Here is a 16,438-nt window from a genome sequence, read left to right as displayed (position 1 = left end):
GCGTTAGTAGGTACTCAGCCCAAGCGTAGAAATCCTGAGCCGCAGACTCTTTTGTCGCATCTCTATCGTTGGCGTCACACCATGCAAAGAAGTAACGCAAGCATTTACACGTATTTCGTGTCGAGACGATAGGCTGGCCGAGAGCTATGCGGGATCTGATTGCATCGTGGAGCGCGGTAAGTAGGGGAAGCCTATTTAGATCAGGCTTTCCGCAGGTATCCATTTCAATTGCTACGCGTGCTTTATCCGAGTGCTGCTCGGAGATTCCTCTGTATAGATGATGTCGAAGATCTAGGGGGACTTGATTCGTTCCATATGGTAGCGATGGAAAAGTTAAGTCAGGGATCGTGTTGCTCATTCCGATCTGCCAGTTTTAGAAATTCTTTCGTGAAAGCATCAGAGGCGTCTTCAAGAGCGATGCTGCGCTCCGCGAACTTCACGTACATCAATGTCGTTGCGATTTCAGAGTGAAGCATAAGCTCCTGTAGAAGTTGTAGTGCGGAGTCTGTGGGCAACCTCGAGAGAAGAAGGCGTGCGACGTTTGATCCGAACGATGCTCTAGATCTGTGAAAGCGAAAGTCGACCAGGCATCCGTTACCAAGTTGGAGGGCAAGCCTTCTGAGCCGAGAAAGCTCCATCTCTACTGCTCGATAGTTGTTTTGATCGGTCCCTGCATACGGGCGGCCAGCCACTGTGAGGAAAACGAGATTCCGGTCCTTCAAAGCAGTGCGCGCTTGTCGCTTCAGACGACGCGAGGATGCTGCATAACTCAATAGAGCGTCACGATCTTCTTCGTGAATACGGATGGCGCCATTCACACCATTCTTAGTGGCGACCGGTGGATGAGCCTGCGGGCCGACTTGCACTCGGAAGAATCCTGCCATTAGCGGATCAGCAGTTGCACGTTGAAGTGACGCAACCTTTAGATCGGCAATTGTCCCTAGACGCATACCGGTTCTGAACCCGATGCTCAGGATGTGGAAGAGCTCGATCGATCCGTTCTTTTTAACGAATCGCAGGATCTCACGCTCGGTGCTCTTGGTAACCGGGTAGAGCCCATCTTCTAGCTTTTCCCCGACAGCCCGCTTTGAGGATATTGCTAGATTCGTCGTGCGCGTCATCAGTGTGCGCTCAAAGCCAAATTTGTCGGGAAGCCGAATACCAAGACTTCGCTCCTTCCACATCGGCCAATCGGGCGACAAAAGGCCTACCATCGAAACCCAGCTATAAAACTGGACTATCGCACGCATTCGATTGGACGCCGTGTGGGGCGATATTTCGCCGTAATCCAGGGCCGTCTTGAGTGCCCCACGAAACCTATATAGACATCGCTCGCTTTCGAGTGCTGGGAAATGACACCAAGTCACACCCGTTCGTTCTAACCATTTCGCGAATGCCAGAAGATGCGACATGAGGGAGTTCAACGTCGCAAATTTTGTGCCGACAGCTTTTTGCGCGATCCACAAATTCGCCTCGCGCCAAGGCGTGCCATCACTCCAAAAGAGGAGCGGTACCGGTGTGGCTGAGTGCCCATCCGTGGACGGCCAAGATACCTTTTCATCAGTGATCGCCGGGAGGAGGCTGGCTAGCTTCACTAGTTCCAAGGACGCCATATGTCCACTCTATTGTCGTTACATTGACGATCTTAGCACGGCATGTTACGTGTGCACGGGCATGGATTCATGGCAGCAACCAGCTGGAAGCGTGCGGGGAAATCCACGCTGCGCGCGGCGCGCGAGATCGTTACCAGGCCCGATTCCAGGGGCTCGCGCAACACTTCCAGCGTCTGCCGTTGCCATTCGGGCAATTCGTCCAGAAACAGCACGCCGTTGTGGGCCAGCGAGATCTCGCCCGGGCGCGGATGCGTGCCGCTGTCATTTGTCAGAAAAGACGCGACTTCTCCCTTTACAGGTCTTAGATCTTGGGTGATTCTAGCGCTTGAATGGTGCGACTAAATTTCACTAATAACGCGACTGCGTTGCAAATGGCTATATATGATGCGACTGAGTTCCGCTGCGCCCGTCCGGGCGCTGAAAAATAGCCGGCGCGCCCTGACTGGCAAGGTCACTTTGGGCGGTGGCGAGGTTGCAGGCTTCGAATCTTCGCTGGAGCGGGACTGGCTGCGATTGCTTGATTTCGATCCCAGCGTCACCGCGTTGCGAGAGCAGCCCTTCACGATCTACTACGAGGCTGAGGGGCGGCGCACGCGTTACACCCCAGACGTCCTGGCTGAGTTTTTGCTAGATGGAACGGCCAAGACCGTGGTGTATGAGGTCAAGCCGTTGGAGACCCTGCGCGCAGATTGGCAACTCCTGCGACCCCGCTTCAAGGCGGCGATAAAGCATTGCCGAGCTCAGGGTTGGCAGTTCCGTATCGTCACAGAGCGGCATATCCGCACGCCTCTGCTGGCTAATGCCACCTTCCTGCGTCGATACAGAGCCATGGCTCCGCTCCTGGTCAGGCAGGCGCAGCTGAAATACACGGCCACAGTGCTGGGGCCAACTACTCCTCAAGCACTGCTCGCCGCCGCGTATTGGCCTGCCGATGAGCAGGCGCAGGCCATTCCTGCGCTGTGGCAGTTAGTGGCTAGTGGTGAAATCGAAGCCGACTTAGACAAGCCTCTCACCATGGCCACCTCCATCCGGCTGAGGGGTTGACCGGTGTCACTGACTAACTTCTTCAAGGTAGAGCCTGGTGCTCAGGTCTTCGTGGGCCCCCGCAAGTACCGAGTGACCCATATGCTGTCTATCGACAGCGTGCTGGCTGAGGATATGGAGACAGGAGCCAGCGCAAGGCTGAGGATTGAGACGTTGTCCATGATCGTCTCTGCCGAAGATGCCAGCGGGGCTTCGGGCTTTCCAATCCATCAGTATTCCAAAGAAGAATGGTCGGTCGCCCAGAAGCGATTCGAAGCGCTACGGCCGATGATCGAGCATCCGATCAGGAGTCGTACTGAGGTCGAAAAGCTTGCCACTGCCGCCGGCGTCCACGTGGCTACCTATTACAAGTGGCTCGCGGCCTATCATGATGCCGGCCATGTTGCGGCCCTTGTCCCGCGCAAGCGTGGTGCAGCCAAAGGCCAAAAGCATTTGGCCGCTGACCAAGAGCTGGTGATCAGCTCGGTGGTGGAGGACATGTATCTCAAGAAGCAGAGACACTCGCCTAAAGAAGTGGTGGACGAAGTTCTCCAGCGCTGCAAGCGTGCCAAGATCACGGCCCCGGCCCCCAGCACTATTCGCCGTCGCTTGAAAGAGTTGTCGCCAGCAATGACCCTGCGCCGGCGCGGCTTCAAGGACAAAGCCCGGGATGTGTACGAGCCCATTCGCGGGTCATTCCCGGGTGCTGACTTCCCGTTGGCCGTGGTCCAGATCGACCACACCCCGCTCGATGTCATCGTCCTGGACGAGGTCCACCGTAAGCCAATTGGTCGACCCTGGCTAACGCTGGCAATTGACGTCTATAGCCGGATGATCGTGGGCCTCTACGTCACACTGGATAAGCCGTCAGCGACGTCAGTGGCTATGTGTATCTCTCACGCCATGACTCCGAAAGGTGAATATTTGGCGGCGCTCGGCGTGGAAGGCAATTGGCCAGTATGGGGTCAGATTGGCACGTTGCACGCTGACAACGCCAGGGAGTTCAAATGCAAAGCGGTCACCCGCGGCTGTCAGGCCAACCGCATTGACATGCAGTGGCGGCCGGTGAAGAAGCCCCACTACGGGGCACATATCGAACGGTACATGGGTGTAGTGGCGACCGAGCTCAAAAAGGTGCCAGGTGCCACGTTCTCCAACATCCAGCAGCGCAAGGGATATGACTCCGAGAAGGAGGCTGTTTGCACGATGAAGGAGGTCGAGGCGTACCTGGTGGAATTCATCGTCAACAACTATCACCAGCGCAGTCACAGCCAGCTTAAGGATGCCTCCCCGACGCGTATCTGGCAGCAGGGTATCGTAGGCACGTCGGAGCGGCCCGGCATCGGCGCAATGCCGATCGTTGGCGATCCTGAGCGGATCCGAATGGATTTCCTACCGTATTTCGAGATCACCATCCAGCGTTCGGGCGTTCGACTTGAGAACGTCTTCTACTACGATCCTGTTCTGGACCCATACATCGGTGCAACCATGCCCGATGATTCGAACGTGAAGCAGAAATTTATCTTTGCGCGGGACCCGCGCGACGTCAGTCAGATCTACTTTCTTGACCCCAAGGCGGATCGATATACACCGATTCCCTATCGAGATCTCTCTCATCCCCCTGTGTCTGCGGCTGAGCTGAGAGAAATGACGAAGGCGGTTCGAGCGGCGAACAAGGGGGAAGTGGACGAGCATCGGATCTTCAGCAGCATTCAGCGAAATCGTGAGCGGATCAACGCCTCGACCGAGTCCACCAAGGCGGCCCGACGCCAAGCAGCAACACGCCCCAAGGCAAAGCCCATGCCGGTCCCGTCGTTTGAGGCCGCACATGTGCCGACGAACGAGCGTACCGCCGAGCCGGTTCTCAGCATCTTCGACCAGGAACTGGAAGTGTTTGAAGTAGGAGAGCTGAACTGATGGGTGTTTATCCACACCTCCTGCCCCAAGTCGCTGAGCGAATGGAGGACTCGGAGGTCGCGCGCATCGAGTTCGCCCGCAGCGATCGGTGGATCGCCTATCCGGTTGCCAGGGGAGTAATTGACGACCTCGATCAGATCATTGCTTACCCGACGACCCAGCGACCGCCCTGCCGATTAATCGTGGGTCGGGGCGATAACGGAAAGACGGCCGTCCTGCGTCAGTTCCAGCAGCGGCATCCAATCACCATCCGCGAGGACGGCAGCCCCAATGCGCCCGTGATCGCGATAGGCATGCCAGCAACACCGGATCTATCCCAGATTTGGACGGAGATCCTGCAGTCCTGCGCTATTACGCACCGTCGCAGCGACCCTGCCCACGCCAAATACGCTCAAGTGCTTGGGGCCCTGAGATATGTCAAAGCACGGGTGCTATTGATCGACGAGTTCAACAATATCGTAAACGCAAGAAAGGGGGCCTCGGACGTCCTGGCCGGCCTGCGCAAGCTCAGCAACGACCTGAATTTGAGCATTGTCGCCGCTGGTACCGAATCTGCTATCAACTCTCTTTCCTTCGATGCGCAGATGCGATCACGCTTCAAGCCATTGGCTTTGACCCGCTGGAGCTTGGACGTGGCTTACCTGTCGTTCTTGAAGACATACGAAAAGCTCCTGCCTCTGCCTGCGGCATCGAACTTGGCTGGCAGCGAGCTGGCCCAGTTGCTCTTCAAGGCAGGCGGTGTCGCCATTGGGGGCACGGTCTATCTGATCAAGGAGGCCGCGGTTACGGCGATCCGCTCGGGTCAGGAGTGCATTACGCCAACTACTATCCTGGACACCCAGGAGCGCCTGCGCCAGAACTACGAGGGCGTTGTCGCCTCGACCTGACTATGCGCATGGGGTGGCCACCGCTGGTGCACGACGAACTTCTGAGTTCGTATCTGTCCCGCGCCGCCATCGGTCGTGGCATGAGCGCCCAGAGCCTAACCTCGCTGGTCTGCCCCGGACATGCCATCTGGACGCGGGATGTGGACATCAATGCCCGATCGCGCACTTTGAATGCCCTAGCTGTAGCGATCGGCGAGCCCTTGCCCCGGATTATGGGCATGACGCTGATGAGTCTGAGTTACACAGAGACGGCGAGCCCTCGCCGGCAGGGAATCCATCATTGGGTCAATTCTATCGGTGTCTATCATCGGTCCCGGCGACGTCACGGGCTTTGCTTCTGCCCCGTCTGTCTCGATGAGAGTTCGCTATTTACCCGCCAATGGCGCCTGGCCTTCTGGACGGTGTGTCCCAAGCACCACGTGATGATGCGCGATGCCTGCCCTTCATGCGGCGGTACCTTGGAGCCTCATCGCCAGCAGTACGACCTGCGCTTATGTTCAAGATGCAACCGCCCCCTGACCTCTGGAGAGTGTGTGGCTGCGGTTGCATCTCCCCTGCAGAGAGAGCTGTACAGGGCATGCATACTGGCTCCGATCACCCTGGACTGGCCGGTAGCGCGTTGCACTGGCCGGGACTACTTGCGAGGGATGGATGCACTGCTTTCCGGCTTTGGCGTTGCTCGTGTCCCTGAGAATAGCGGTCAGCGGAATTTTCGGGGAAGGTTGGAAATGCGCCGAGTTGAGCAACGTGATGCCGACCTTCGCTTGCTGGAGGCGCTGTGCCAGATATGGCCGCGATCACTACACACGGCGGCCGAGCAGTATCATCTGACGCAGCGCAGCTTCCGGAAGCAGTGTCCGGACTGGCTGACACATGAGATAGGTCAACTGCCGCCTGGACGCATCAGGGGAGAGGGTAACGTGGGTCGAGGAGCCTTGCGGATTGCGGCTGAGGCGCAACAGTGGCGGAAGGCCGGATGGCGCTCGCTGCGAGCGAAAACGCTGCTCAAGTTAATTAAGCCTTTTGATGAGCACTGACGCTTACGGCCGTCGCATCTGCGACGGGTGTTACCTTCCGATCACGAAGGCACATCGAGTTCACAAAGGGTCCGACTATTGCCAGCGATGCTACGGCACCGAATTCGCCAAAGGCGTGTGCCCGGAATGTAGTGGATCGACGCGTTATCACAGGTCTGAGCCGTCGGTACCGCCTTGCGGTAGATGTCTCAGGCAAAAACGGTTGTGTGGCCGATGTGGCCGCCTCACGCCTCGTGCAGCTCTCATCTTCAATGTCGAAGTCACCGGGATAGGAGAAAGTGCGGGTTCTGGAACACTGAGCATGGCAGTCTGTCCAAGCTGCGTTCCATACTTCCGCGCTCCCGAACCCTGCGATGTATGTGGAGAGATGAGCCGTCATCTCTCACGTGCCTCCCATCTAGAAGAAGGCGTGAGAGCGTGCCCAAGGTGTTTTACCAACGGTACCCATAGCACCTGTGGTAGGTGTAGGAAGTACAGGAAAGTTGCGGCCACAGTCGATGGGCGTGGCTATTGCAAGTCCTGCTCAGGTGCAACAGCGGCTTCCCATGCCTGCCCAAGCTGTGGGAGCGCAGTTGCAGGTGGCGGCCAGTCCCGATGCGATGACTGCCTGATTATGTCGCGCCTGACACGCGAGGTGGAGCTGCGCTTGCCGCTTTTCGAAAAGCCTTGGATCGCGCGCCTCTATAAGAACTTTGCCGATTGGAGTGCCAACCGGGGTGTCCGCACACCACAGCTACCAGAGAATGTCGCGAAAGCAGTGGATTTTTTTCTGATCCTGGACCGTGCGAAAGACCTTCGTGAGCCGCTTACTGGCGATGATTTGGTGAGGTCATTCGGCTCCAAGGTGCTCCGTGCAAACTTGAATGCTGGGATGTTTCTGCAGCAGCAGTTTGGCTTTGTCATCGATGGCAAGGTCCGCGCAGAAGCGCAGAGCCGTGTCCTAATTGAGGACAAGCTGGCCGCAGCTACGGGCACTCCGTGGCACACCTATCTGGCGTCCTACCATGCTGAGCTGGCGGGCAAGCCTGCGCGCACGGTGGCTCAGTACGTAGGCGTTGCCGAGGCATTCTGTCGGCAGTTTGAAATCAGTGGCCCGTTCTCGCAGCAGGAGTTGGTGGAATTCTTAGCATTCAAGCCTGGCGCTCGGACCAACCTCGGACCTTGGGTAAGTTTCGTCCAGAAGTCTCTCGGCTGGCCTGTCACCTTGCCTCCAAAGATGATTTCGGCTCCCGCTCTAAGGACGGATGCTGCTCGTCTGGAGAAGCTTCTAGGCACGATCGGGGATGCATCTGAGGCGACCATCCAGGACCTTGAGGAGATTGTAGCGCTAACGTATGGCTTCAACACCCGCGAGCTGTCCAAGGAAGTGCTGGGCAGTCACGGTGCCCATCATCTGCAGACCCGTAATGGGCTGGTTGAAATTCCGGAGGGGATTGCCGACCTGATCGCGACTTGGCTGCAACGACGGGGTGGATCCGCATAAGCCCTCTTGCCTGGCTGGCAAGGCTTCTCCTTTAATGATAGGAGACACGCGAACAATCCGGCCTATTTCACAGCCGCGCCAGTTCCTTGCTTACCGAGTGATACAGACTTGAAGAACGCTATCAGCCAGTCCGTATCCCACTCATCCCTGCGGTCCTTGTTCTCGTCCTCGTCCTTATCCTGTGAAACATAGCGGTGAGTGAAGCAGTATGCCTTCACGGATGCAGCGCGGAAATGGTCATCGAGGTTGCTTCCCTTGGCACTGAAGATAATGTTCAGCGCCCTGGAGATCTGGGCGGCGGCGTCTGATCCATCGTCGATCAAAAGCGGTGACATGGCACCGTGCCGGGTCTGGATTTCGATCCAAAAGCCAGTTCTACCATCCAACAATGTCACATCTACTACCAGCGCGCCGCGCTCCTGGCCTCCGGAACGCTTGCCCTCCCGATGAAGGAATGCCCACCCTTTACGCACTAGCCTGTCGTAGCTGACTGCCCTTTGTGTTTCGTCCAGGAAGTTCCAGCAGACACAGGCTCCAATCGGGACGCGCTGGGTCGAATCCTGTGGATACACCTGGCTGAAGTCAAAAATGGTGCCTGCCTCCCTGACCTGCCTCAGCGCCCTCAAGAGTGCGTTGAAGTTGTGCTCGGATGCACGACTCTTCAGCCGAGCATCAAGTGCGCTATTTGAATCCTTGGCACCATCGCGATCGCCGAATGAACCTTCCTCGGTGCTGGTGTTCGGTCCGGGCACCCTTGGCGCCGTGTAAACCGTAGTGTGGTTCTTGACGAGATCGAAGCGAGGCGGCGGATTGATCCACTCAAACGTGTCGCTAGGCTCGTCGAACGCTTGGTGCACTGTGGAGGCGTTATGACCATCGTCGTCCTGCATTCCATTCGGGCGTTTGCGGCCACGATCCGGCGCCCCCCCATAGGGGTGAGCTTCATCGGTATGTTCGAGGTCGCCGTGGCGGTTGCCATCGTTGACCAAAATGTCGCCCAGTGCCGGGAAGTCATGCGGTAGCGAAAGCCCGAGCATAGAGGTGACAAGGAACGTTCTGCGCGGTCGACGGCTCTTATGGGGTGTCAGGTAGTACCCCATCACCCTACCGCAGTAGGGGCCAAGATCTGGGTCCATGGGGATCTGGGCAGTGGAGTACCACGAGCAGTCACCGCCAAATCCGGCATCGTTCTGCGCCTTGAGCATCGGTGCATATAGCGCGTTGGCCGCCGCCTTGCCGTACGGGTAGAAGTGCAGCAGCGCGACAGATGTAGCATCTGCCTTACGCATCCCTCGTTGCATTACGAGGTGAAATTGACGGGGGTCTGCCAGTTCTTGTGTCCAGTTGCCTGCGAATTCCTTGCCCAAGAGCAGGACCTTGCCGACCACCTCTCGCCAGATGCCGGTGGTAAACACGGACGCCAGATAGGTAGAGTGAGCATAGAAGGTCCTGAAGATCAGGCTGCGCGGGATCAGGAACTCGACTCCGCTGGCAGAGTCCTCTGCAATCAAGACTCCACTACGGAAGCGAACGCTGTGGTCGAGGTGAAGTTGGCTGGTCGGCACCGCCTTGATGGGGAAATCCCCGTCCTTGCCGATCACCGTGTCTAGCTGGATGTTGCGACCATATTTGCCGGACGCCTCTCCATTGGATAAGGCATCTCCCAGTGATAGCTCTTGGCAGGGAAGCACGCCCACACGCTTCCGGTCACGGTAGACGTATCCAATGCGAATCGAAGGAAGGGCGCCGACCAGGACCATTGCCACGAATGGAACCTGGTCCGAATAGCCAAACAGCTTGGCGATCTGATCCGGCGTGGCTTTGGCAGGATCTTTGATGTCATCGGGTAGCGGCACCAAATAGCAGCACACCGACGTCGATGTCGAAGCCTTATGCGGCTTTTTGTAGCGATCGATCCACCGGATGAAATACAACCGCGAGTCGCTGGGGTAGTGCGTGAAGTCCATCGTGCGCCAATCGATACGTAGCAACGCCTCCTTATCGGCGCTCCGATTGTTAACTTAAGCTCGGCTCGAGACTCTCTGCAATGCCACACACCAAACGGCGCTTGGTACACGCAGCGACCCATGAAGGCCAATTGATGCGATGAGGTCTAAGCGGCAGAGTAATTTGGGATTTCCCGCGATGGTGCAAAAACCAAAAGATAAGCACAACCCCCTGCAAATCAATCCAAAGGCTGCTGGATTCTCTTGGAGGTTGACAAGGGCTCGGCGGCGGCGTCGATAGCGTACGGCCCAAGTGTGGCGCCGGGAGGGTGTCTACCGGCACCACTCGATCAGACCCTTCTTTACCCAGAAGTGACAGGAACATGCCCGATGCTGATGGATGGACGGCGACATGGTTGGTCGCCCCCAGAAGTCTGTTTCGAGCGACCATCGGGGCCGTCGGTTTGGGTTAAGCGAAAGCGAGATCTGCACGCCGCAACCGCCCGGGCAGGTCAAGCATGCCCATTTCTTGGCGCCACTGTCCATGACCAGCCAAAGCTCTCCCGGTGGTACGGAAACTTTTCCTGGATGCTGCGCGATGGGTAAAACGAGCAGGTCGTAATGCATCCACCCAAGGCGACGCAGTACGTGCGCGATAAGTCGCTTCATGGTTATCCGATCACACCAAGAAATGGGTTGACATCGCCACGCCCCCAGCTCGCTTGGCTGTCACAAACCGGACAAGAAGGTAGGGGTCGACAGGTCATGGCGCGATCCTCTACGCGGTCGAAGCGGCGAATCCTGTTGTGTGTCATTCCTCCTGGGCCGCGAAAGCTGGTCAGGCCCTGAATGAGCTCATCGACTGCTGCGCAGGCGATGGCCGTGGTGAACGTGACCACAGCTGGCGCGGGGTCTCCCCCGCCATCCACGTAGGCTTCCGCCTTTCGTCGCTCAAACTCGGCGGGATCGTTGCGCTGGAGCCCTTCGGCTGCAGCGCGGCGCGGATCGACCACTCCAAGACACATGAGGCAAGGGTTGCCGGGTCGAATTGTCGATACGCGCCCTGTCATGTCGTAGTCCGCACCACTGCGTGCCGCACGCATGCGCAGACCGACATCGATCAGCGGAATACCGTAGTAGTGCGACAAGCGGTTGAGCGTCAACCGCCCCTGATGGTCGTCAGTACAACCGAAAAGCACATCGCAGGAGCGCAATAGGTCGCGCAGATCAGGGTGGCCCACCCACTCCTTCTTCGTGACGACCTGGGTGCCGAGACCCGCCGCGCCAATCTCGCGCGCAAGGATGTCCACCTTGGCCAGGCCGGCCGCCACATCTGCGGCGTGCGAGCCATGCACGCGGTTGAGGTTGGTGACATCGATGGTGTCTTTGTCCATCAGTCCCAGAAAGCCGACGCCCAGTCGCGCCAACAGCATCGCGACAGCACTGCCTGTGCCCCCGCTTCCTATGACGCCGACCCGCAGCCCGCGCACGACCGGATTGAACCCTCGGCCGAAGAAAGCAGCCTGCCGCGCCAGGAACTGATCTTCGTCAGCCGCGACTTCTGCGCGCGCGATCTTGATCTGGCTACCTACCAGCGAGATGGACGATGCCGTAACCGTCTCGCCGGGTGCTATCCAGAGCCTGCCCGCCATACCGTCATCGCGACCAAACACCATGCTAGCCAAGCCGGAAACGCCCTTGTTGAACGTCGTCCGGGCAAGTTCCGCCTCGTTTCGGTCATCCTGCTCGGAGAAGAACGCCGCTGCGTTCGGATGCGTGTGCACGAGGCCTGCAACCAAGCGGCGCTCCTTCGCAACGCCAAGAACACGCATGAAGCCCCGGGTGGACCATGTGACATGGACTGGCGATGCCGAGACCATCTCATCGGCCGCAACCGGGATGACCTCATGCGAGATCAGCCTGGTGCGAGGTAGGCCCGACCAGGGGTCTGCCGAAATCTCAGCTTTGCCAAACAGCACGTAGGCGGATGCTTCGGCCCCGTTCTCGCTGTGCAGGAGAGATCGCAGGGCCGCCTCGTGCGGCTCTAGCAGAACTATGTCCAGAGCAGCCGGCGACATCACTTAGCCTCCGCCAGGGCATGCTCGATGCGCTTGAGCATGGTGTGCAGGCCGTCGATACCCGGGCGCCACGCCGTGTTGTGACGTGACCAGCGCTGCCAGTTGCGGCCCTGGAATGCATGAGGCTGGTCGGCGCAGGTCGGGTACCGCCCCATACTTTGCAGTGTCAACCAGGGGTCGCAATAGAACATGTCCGGCGCCACATCGGGATAGCCAGGCGGAAGGAGAACGAGAACGTCGGCCGCAGCGTGATTGAATTTCCCGGTGGACAGCGGCAGCTGTTTGAATATGACGCCCGTGTGCGTACCGTCGCTCACCGTCTCGAAGACCACGCCGTGGTTCTTCAGATAATGCTCGTCCGCTTCGGGGAGCGCGAACAGACCTTCCGTGGTGTCGCGGATCAGCGTGATGAAACGCTCGATACCCGGCTTCCCCAGATCGATCAGATCGCCGTCGCGGATCAGGATGTCCTGACCGCCACCGCGAACTTCGAGGTAGACGTCGTAGGTCTCCGGCGGGACGTCAGCCAACGCTTTGAGAACGCGGCCACTGATGCTGGGCTTGCCCCACTCCAACTGGCGGTCGTCGATCGTGAACTTGAACGCGCGATCAGTCTGAAAAATCACGAAGCGCTCGGCGGCGCGACCGCGCAGATCGTAGGTTTCGTCCAGACGCAGGTCCTCGAACTCGCCGGAAGTCAAGATCGCGTAGACGCTATAGCCTTCGGCCGGGCGCAAGCCTGCGGCTTGGAGGATCTGGCGTGCAGTCGGGACCGGATCGGCGAGATCGATATGACGTTCATGGAGCTGTTCGTCCAGGACGACGATCCGGTAGAGCGCCGCCGGGCGAAGGCTGCGGCCTTCACGGATCGCCGCAGCAACATCTTCCACATCAGAGCGGTCATCACCGCTGTTGGTTTGGTTTTGCATTTGATTGCCCTTTGTGGGGTTTTGTCTGCGGGATTGCAGACTCTCTAGCCCCTCACTCAGTCAATCGCAGCCCGGCGCCAAACCGGAAAGGCAGGTCAAATTTTTTCTTGCACCCAAGCCCCTCCCGGCAAGTCGCCGCAGAGGAAGAAGCTCGGGCAGCTTGGGCAGGTGCGTGCCTCAGGCTTGGGGGGGAATTGCCCCGCCTGTATGGCCTGAAGAAATGCCTGCAGCTTCTCGCGCCTGGACTCGAGCTTGCGCAGTGATATTTCCATCGGTTGGATTGTTTCGCTGGTCAGATAGGTCACCTCAACCTGCGCCCGCGAGCCATACGCCTTGACCGCAGCAAGATGAAGAATCGTGTACTCGATGTCATCGAATGCGTTTGAGCGCTGCTTCCCAGTCTTGACGCGGCGCACCATGATGCGCCCGCCGTCTCCGTGAGCTACACCATCGGGGCTGACCAGGATCTCGCCCTCCGCCCAACCCAGTGAGATTGGAGGTGCTGATGCCGGTATTCCATGGCTTCGGCTCTCGATGAGAAAGTCGACAAGACGTTTCCCGATTCGGTGGTAATCCGCCGCATAACCGTGCTCCGTTGGTCCTTTGGAGCGCCAAACCATCTCAAAATGTCCTGACAGTTCATCGGCGGAGGGGGTGCTCGTCTCGTGTTCGTATTTCAGCCAATTAAACACCTCACCCACTACGTTATGCATCTTCATAAACGCTGTCTCAGTCCGCCGACCACCGAGTCTCAGTACGTGCGTGTACAAAAAGCGGCGAGGGCAACGCTCGAAGAGATTGACCTGCACATCGGTCCATTGAGGGCGCCCTTGCCATGTGACGGAAAGAGCCGGGCTTGCCAATGTCGGGCTAGGAAGCGACGGCACCTGAACTGTGCGAACAAGTAGTCTGTCAATCGGGGCGACGAACTTGGACAGGCTGCGCGCACGCCCATCGGCCTGCTTCGTGTATGTATACAGCTGCAGCCTGTCGCGTGCACGCGACAACGCGACGAAGAACAAGCACTCCTCCTCTTCGTCGTGACCAGCCTTTACCGCCTCAATGCCCGTCAGACTCTCCAAACCGTGGATCAGGCCGTCCGGTGGAAGACAGCGGGGCGGTACGTTGTTGCGCGGCAGGCCGGACGTCACCATGCCTGGCAGATGAACAACGTCGAACTCGAGCCCCTTGCTTCCGTGGATTGTCATCAAGCGCACTGCGTCGATACTTTCGGCGCTGTGGGGCAGTTGGTTCAATCCACGATCCTCAGCGAGCAGTACCAACCGCCGGACACGATCAAGCAAACGAAGGACCGGCACACCTTGCCCTACTGGTTGCTGGCGACAGAAGTTCAAGAACTGCCATATGGCCAGACCTTGCATGCGGCTTTGTGGATCACCAGCCAAATAAAGTGTCTTCGCGAGTCCGAGACGATCGATGACCCAGTCGACAAGCAAAGGCCAGGGGTTAGTCGATGGGCTCACACCCGCAAAAAGTGCGGACAGACAAGAAAGCTTCTGACGAGTGCCTTCTGCGAGATGTTTAACCTCGGCGTGCATTGTCAGCCATGCCAGAGGAGCTGGGTCAGCTGCTCGCAGGTGCTCGATGACCCGGATGACGTCCTGCAAGGGCATCTGGTACCGAGCCATGGCTGCCACTCGCACCAACGCGGTCGCCCGTGGGTCGGCTGCCAGTGACAACAAGACCAGAAGATCCTTGATTTCTGGCCTCTCGAACAGGCTGCCCAAGTGCAGCGCCGGCACGCCTCTGGCCTCAAGGCCTTGGGCAATGGTATTAAGACGCGCATTGGACGCGCACAAGACCACCTGATCACCATAGGCAATGCCTTGCGCGCGTAAAGTTTTTATCGAAGCAGCGAGGGTGGACACTTCATCGCCAGCTGACTCGGCGATGTGAAACTCTACCCGTTCTCCATTGGCACCGCGGGCTGCCTTCAATTTAAGCGGTAAAGCACCTACGGATGCTTGCATGCCACGCGCGAACTCGGTGAACACGTCGATGATGTGCTCGTCAGAGCGATAATTGACGCTCAGTTGGGCGGCCTGAGCGCCAGGGAAGTCGATCGCAAAGCGCGCGATGTTCGTTGCAGAGGCACCGCGGAATCGATAGATAGACTGGCGCGCATCGCCGACAACCCACAAATTGCGGCCTTCACCGACGATAGCCTTCAGCAGCCGAACCGAGGCGCGGTTGACATCTTGATATTCATCTACCAGCACATGCTCATGCCGAGCATGCAGGGCGCCCCTCACCTCGGCTCTACTTTCGACCAGTCGGACCGGGAGCGCAACCAGATCGCCAAAGTCTAACGACTGCTGCCTAGTCAGCAATCGTTCGTATGCTTCGAAGAGTGTAGCGACCTCCAGGCATTTCTGGGCGCGAACTACAGCGTCCTGGTTGGCTCCTGCGCTGGTCATCATGGACTGCGCAAGGGCGCGATAACCTACGGAATCAATGACCTCATCCTTGGCGCGTGAGATCGCGCTCAGCATGTCGCTCAAGTTCAGGGCGGGATCCCAGAGATTGCGATAATGCTTCAGATCTAGACGCGGAAACTCGTCCTCCAGAAGTTCAATAGCCTCCGTCCTATCGATCAGCCGCGGGTTCGGGTTAAGTCCCAGTTGGTCATGAAACCGGCGAATGATGTCGAGCCCGAACGCGTGGAACGTTCCGATCCACATGGCTGCTGCTGCGACAGGGTTGCTTGCCGCGATTCTCTCGCATAGTTCATTGGCCGCTTTGTTAGAGAAGGTGAGGACCAGAATCGTCGTGGGGTCGACACCGTCCGCAAGTAGTCCTTCGATGCGGCGAACAAGCGTTCGCGTTTTGCCAGTGCCCGGTCCTGCCTGTAGCTGAAACGCCAAACCACGATGTGCGGCGGCCCGAATCTGACTGGGATCCGGGGCGAGCGGTGTAACAGCGGCACCAGTGCCTACAGGTTGCAGTTCTTCGGCTGGTGGAACCAGCAACGTATCCAGCAACTGTTGCTGCACCACCGCGAGAGGTGCGCCGAAGCGCTTTGCAATCGCGTCCGATGTCAGCCCTTCGGTGATATGTAGTCCGCGCAGCATAGTGCGTGGCAGCAGGAACTCTCGCGCGAAGAGATCCATCTTGATTTCACGTCGCTCACGTGCCCCATAGTCAAGGACGCGGTCGATGCCGACTGGCGCGTCCTCCATCGAACGTTCGGGCTCAACATCCACAGTCACCATGTCCAGCATGCTGCCTTCCAGCACCACATGGCCGAGTTCATGCGCAATCAAGAAGGCACGATCGAAGTCCGATCCAAGGTCCTCATAGAGGATGCCTCCAGCCTGACTGTCGAAAGTGGCTTTGCCCCCCTTGAGTTGCGAATCTCCCGCCTGCAGTGGGTATACATCCAAGCCGCGACATGTTGCTGCTAGAAGCGCAAACGTCAGAGGACGAGTTGGATCACCACCTGCCGCGGCATTCTCGCGGTGTAGGCGTTCTGCCTCTTGCCGGGCGGCCTCGGTGGCGTCCATT

At 58.3% G+C, this 16,438-nt stretch carries 11 protein-coding genes and 1 pseudogene; 5 read left to right on the top strand and 7 right to left on the bottom strand.

The window, feature by feature from the left end:
* Nucleotides 1–338: 338 nt before the first annotated feature.
* Together AC06DU_RS19200 and AC06DU_RS19195 are read right to left on the bottom strand one after the other, a co-directional pair.
* Nucleotides 339–1,604, bottom strand: coding sequence for a site-specific integrase (locus AC06DU_RS19200; RefSeq protein WP_157882623.1), 1,266 nt, complete (start codon nucleotides 1,602–1,604; stop codon nucleotides 339–341).
* A gap of 62 nt (nucleotides 1,605–1,666) precedes the next feature.
* Nucleotides 1,667–1,870, bottom strand: a pseudogene (locus AC06DU_RS19195) (ATP-binding protein); the annotation flags it as partial.
* A 124-nt stretch (nucleotides 1,871–1,994) separates the two neighbouring features.
* On the opposite strand from AC06DU_RS19195, the gene AC06DU_RS19190 reads away from it, so the two are divergent.
* The 5 genes from AC06DU_RS19190 (at nucleotide 1,995) to AC06DU_RS19170 (ending at nucleotide 7,960) form a co-directional block, all read left to right on the top strand.
* Nucleotides 1,995–2,657: a TnsA endonuclease N-terminal domain-containing protein gene (locus AC06DU_RS19190; RefSeq protein WP_372164555.1), complete on the top strand. Its 663-nt coding sequence runs from the start codon at nucleotides 1,995–1,997 to the stop codon at nucleotides 2,655–2,657.
* A gap of 81 nt (nucleotides 2,658–2,738) precedes the next feature.
* The gene (locus AC06DU_RS19185; RefSeq protein ID WP_372164554.1) at nucleotides 2,739–4,553 is read left to right on the top strand and encodes a Mu transposase C-terminal domain-containing protein; all 1,815 of its coding nucleotides are present in this window, start codon (nucleotides 2,739–2,741) and stop codon (nucleotides 4,551–4,553) included.
* Nucleotides 4,553–5,440: a TniB family NTP-binding protein gene (locus AC06DU_RS19180; protein ID WP_372164552.1), complete on the top strand. Its 888-nt coding sequence runs from the start codon at nucleotides 4,553–4,555 to the stop codon at nucleotides 5,438–5,440. The genes AC06DU_RS19185 and AC06DU_RS19180 overlap by 1 nt, the downstream gene beginning before the upstream one ends.
* Before the next feature lie 2 nt (nucleotides 5,441–5,442).
* Nucleotides 5,443–6,477: a TniQ family protein gene (locus AC06DU_RS19175; RefSeq protein WP_372164550.1), complete on the top strand. Its 1,035-nt coding sequence runs from the start codon at nucleotides 5,443–5,445 to the stop codon at nucleotides 6,475–6,477.
* A gap of 613 nt (nucleotides 6,478–7,090) precedes the next feature.
* A complete protein-coding gene (locus AC06DU_RS19170) occupies nucleotides 7,091–7,960 on the top strand; it encodes a hypothetical protein (protein ID WP_372164548.1) in 870 nt (289 codons plus the stop codon).
* A 62-nt stretch (nucleotides 7,961–8,022) separates the two neighbouring features.
* Here AC06DU_RS19170 and AC06DU_RS19165 read toward each other — a convergent pair whose 3' ends face one another.
* From AC06DU_RS19165 to AC06DU_RS19145, 5 genes are all read right to left on the bottom strand, one after another.
* Nucleotides 8,023–9,927 carry a hypothetical protein gene (locus AC06DU_RS19165; RefSeq protein WP_372164547.1) on the bottom strand — a complete coding sequence of 635 codons (1,905 nt, stop codon included), beginning with the start codon at nucleotides 9,925–9,927 and terminating at the stop codon, nucleotides 8,023–8,025.
* A gap of 312 nt (nucleotides 9,928–10,239) precedes the next feature.
* The gene (locus tag AC06DU_RS19160) at nucleotides 10,240–10,452 is read right to left on the bottom strand and encodes a ubiquitination-like system serine protease family protein (protein ID WP_372165852.1); all 213 of its coding nucleotides are present in this window, start codon (nucleotides 10,450–10,452) and stop codon (nucleotides 10,240–10,242) included.
* A 125-nt stretch (nucleotides 10,453–10,577) separates the two neighbouring features.
* Nucleotides 10,578–11,984 (bottom strand): ThiF family adenylyltransferase, encoded by a 1,407-nt coding sequence (locus AC06DU_RS19155; RefSeq protein WP_372164546.1) that lies wholly within the window; start codon nucleotides 11,982–11,984, stop codon nucleotides 10,578–10,580.
* A complete protein-coding gene (locus AC06DU_RS19150) occupies nucleotides 11,984–12,913 on the bottom strand; it encodes a multiubiquitin domain-containing protein (protein ID WP_372164544.1) in 930 nt (309 codons plus the stop codon). Before AC06DU_RS19150 ends, AC06DU_RS19155 begins: the two co-directional genes overlap by 1 nt.
* A 95-nt stretch (nucleotides 12,914–13,008) precedes the next feature.
* A complete protein-coding gene (locus tag AC06DU_RS19145) occupies nucleotides 13,009–16,437 on the bottom strand; it encodes a UvrD-helicase domain-containing protein (RefSeq protein ID WP_372164542.1) in 3,429 nt (1,142 codons plus the stop codon).
* Nucleotide 16,438: the final 1 nt, after the last annotated feature.

The sequence above is a fragment of the Xanthomonas sp. NCPPB 3200 genome (genome assembly GCF_056393585.1).
This window is presented reverse-complemented; position numbering and strand designations above follow the sequence as displayed.